We start from the raw sequence: 3,412 nt of genomic DNA on the forward strand, positions 1-3,412 counted from the left end.
CGAACGAAGACTACGCCGCTCGCAAGAAGGATTGGAAGGAGAGGCTTGGTTGAAGGCAGCCCCGCCGTACGCCATGTGATCGCTATGCCGAAATCCCCCAAACCGAAGCCGCCCACCAGGCTCATCCAGGAGTGGCGGCTGTCACCTGCGGCGACGATGGGCTCAGCCGTGCGCGCGAAAGGAATCCTGCTCGAAGTGCGCGCGCATCTCCGCTTCGCGGAGCGCAAGCTGCTTCATGTCGAGGCCGGCGCTCTCGTGCTGCGCGTGTCTGTGGACGACCCCGACGATCACCAAGCCACCGCGGAAGCCGTCACCCGAAAGCTCTCCGACATCGAGGACCTGCCGGTCATCCCGCGCGAGGTGGAGGACATCCTGTCGATCAAGCAGGCCGAACGCCATCGCTGGCTAAAGGACGGCCGGCTGCAGAGTGCGGGCACCCGCACGGTGAAGCTGCGCGGCCGGGCGCGGAAGATCACGTTCCACGTCTTCGACCCGCGCCACATTGAGGACGTGCTCGATCGCGACCTGCCGGAGGTCTGGCGCGAGGAGGACAAGCTCGCCGCTGCGGAGAATAGGCGCCGGGGCGCACAGAAGGCCGCGCTGAAGAAGGCGGGCAAGCTAGCCGGCGCGGACCCCATCCGACACAGCGGCGGAAGCGATGGCGACGCGGCAATCGTTTTGAAGGGATGGGACGATTTCGACCTGGATGGACTGCTTCGCTGATGCACGTTTTCGGCAGTTAGCGTCGGACGTCTGGAATCGACCCCCATGTCGCCATTCGGCGCGCTCCCAAAGCCACCCAAACTTGCCATTCGTTCGACTCCCCTCGGGCGGCAAAGCCGGGACCGTCTCCGGACGGTCCATGGATTGCAGACATTAGGATCCCTGCGCTCGAGGTAGAATGTCGGGAGTCCGAAGCTCGTTGCCAAGACAAGAAAAATGTCGCTCCCCTCCATTCATAACGACGTAGGCGGCGTGCAGTTGTTGATTGCATAAGAGTTTCCAGTCGGCCTAGTCTCCTGGAAAGACATATGGGGGAGCAAAAGTGCACGACACGGAGAAATCCGTCTTCCAGAGCGATCTGCCGCTGAAGGAGAAGCTTGAGCGCGCCAGAACAGAGTTACTGGACCTTTCCGCCCGCAACCGTCTGCTCAATGTTCCGCGCTTTTCCCGGAGCGCAAAGACGATAGATGTCGTCGATGAACGAACCTCCGAGATCTACAGGCTGCTTGTAGCTGAGGGGAAGACGTTCACCTTTGTCGCGGGAAAGCCTGACCGGACGAAATCCGGCCAGGAGGCGGCCGACGGGCTCGGCGAGGAGGACGACTATTCTCCGGTTGTGTTCCCGCAGCCCGGCGATGAACAGCTTGATGAGCGAGGTTTCTCCAAGCGGCATTCTGACACCAGCCTTCAGACGAGAATGACTCCGACTGGTCTCCAGCGGCGACTCCTCGATCTTTATTACGATGCGCGGACGATCGAGGAAGAACAGGGCGTCAATATCCTTTTCCTCGCGCTCGGCATGCTGAAATGGATCGATCCGAACAACAAGGAGAACATCCGGCACGCGCCGCTGATCCTGGTGCCGGTTCGGCTTGAACGGGGTACAGCCGGGGAGAAGTTCCGCTTGAGGGCAAGGTCCGACGATCAGACGGCGAACCTTTCTCTCGAAGCTTACCTCGACAGAGTGCACAAACTCGCCTTGCCGCCTTTCGAGGCCGGCGAAGACTTCGAGCCGGGGGGCTATCTCGCCGCAGTCGCGGACGCCGTTTCCACCAAGGACGGGTGGGACGTGCTTCCTGACGACATGGTGCTGGGCTTCTTCTCGTTCGCAAAATTCCTGATGTACCGCGACCTTGATCCGGAGAACTGGCCTGAGGGTGCCAGGATCACGGATCAGCCCAAGATACGTTCCCTTCTGGCGGACGGATTCGAGACGCGCGAACCCCTGATGTCGGAGGACATCGCAATCGATCCGCATATCGCGCCTGCCGACATGCTTCACATCGTCGACAGTGACAGCTCACAGACGCTCGCGATTCACGATGTGCGCCGGGGGCGTGACCTCGTGATCCAGGGACCTCCCGGCACGGGCAAGTCGCAGACCATCGCAAACGTCGTCGCCTCGGCGGTAGCCGACGGCAAGACCGTGCTTTTCGTCGCCGAAAAGATGGCAGCGCTTGAGGTGGTCAAGCGGCGGCTCGACCGCGCCGGGGTTGGTGATGCCTGCCTCGAACTCCATAGCAACAAGGCCAACAAGCGCATGATGCTGGAGGAACTCCGTCGGACCTGGCAGCTCGGGTCGCCGCGAGGGCAGTTTCCCTCATCCCTGGCAGACAGGGTTCTCGAGGCCCGCGACAAGCTGAATGCGCATGCCATCCGGATGCATGTCGCTCATCATCCATCCGGCTTAACTCCCTACCAGGTATTGGGGCAGTTGATCCGGCTGAGGCAGCAAGGACAACGACCGGTCGACATTCACTTGGCTGGCTCCACAGACTGGACGGCAGACGGCGTCGCCACGCGCAGGCGTCTGCTGGAGGAGGTGTCCCAACGTATCGACGAGATAGGACTTCCTATCCGGCATCCTTGGCGAGGGGTCGGCCTTGAGGTCGTCCTTCCGACCACCGTCGAGCGGCTGGTTCCTCGCATCGAATCCTTGGCGTCGCGCGTGAGGGAACTCCGAGGGAAGGTCACGGAAATCGCGGCCAGCGTGGAATCGGAAGTGCCTCCCGCTCCCAACGGAGTTCGCCCGCTTCTTGAACGAGCGCGCGTTCTGGCGGCGGCCCCGCCGTTCCCGCCCTCGGCGCTGACGGCATCGTGTTGGGACGGCCAGCAGAAGGAAATCGCGTCGCTGATCTGGACGGGTGCCGAGTTCGGCCGGACGTCGTCGGAACTCTCCGAGCATGTCGTCGACGGCGCCGTCGAGCTTTCGGTGGAGGGTCTGGAAAGCGGCCTCGCGGAGCTGCCTTCGGATTTCCCTAAGGAAGGATTCGTCCGCGCGCGCCAGCTCACTATCCTTCTGCCGCGGCTGAAGGAGGAGGCAGAGCGGCTGAACCAGGAACTGGGCGGATCGATGCTGCCTGACACGTTGGCAGGAATTCTGCGGCTGGTCACGATGGGCGAACGCGTCGCGGCAGCGCCGGACGCAAGTCCCGAAGCGTTCGCTGCTACCGTCTGGGATTCGGGCCTGGAGCAGGCAAGCGATCTCGCCGAGAGTGTCGCCGCCCTCGAAACCGCCCGGTCCACACTTCAAGGAAAGATCTCGGAAGCAGCATGGTCCAGCGACGTCGCGGCAGCGAGACAGGCGCTCGCGACGCACACCGGCATACTGAAAGCCCTAAACGGAAACTACCGCCGGGCCAAGGCGCTCGTTCGATCCATCGTGACAGACCCGAACGCGTCCGGCGCC

Annotated in this window: 2 protein-coding genes; both read left to right on the top strand. The window is 62.7% G+C overall.

Going from position 1 to position 3,412, the window contains the following annotated elements:
- The first annotated feature begins 84 nt into the window (after positions 1-84).
- Positions 85-723 (top strand): hypothetical protein, encoded by a 639-nt coding sequence (locus EJC49_RS24445; RefSeq protein ID WP_126702541.1) that lies wholly within the window; start codon positions 85-87, stop codon positions 721-723.
- A gap of 322 nt (positions 724-1,045) precedes the next feature.
- Positions 1,046-3,412, top strand: a 2,367-nt coding sequence (locus EJC49_RS24450) for a DUF4011 domain-containing protein (RefSeq protein ID WP_126702542.1), incomplete at its 3' end; no start/stop codon positions are given.

Source organism: Aquibium carbonis, assembly GCF_003970795.1.
In the GTDB taxonomy this organism is placed as follows: Bacteria; Pseudomonadota; Alphaproteobacteria; order Rhizobiales; family Rhizobiaceae; genus Aquibium; species Aquibium carbonis.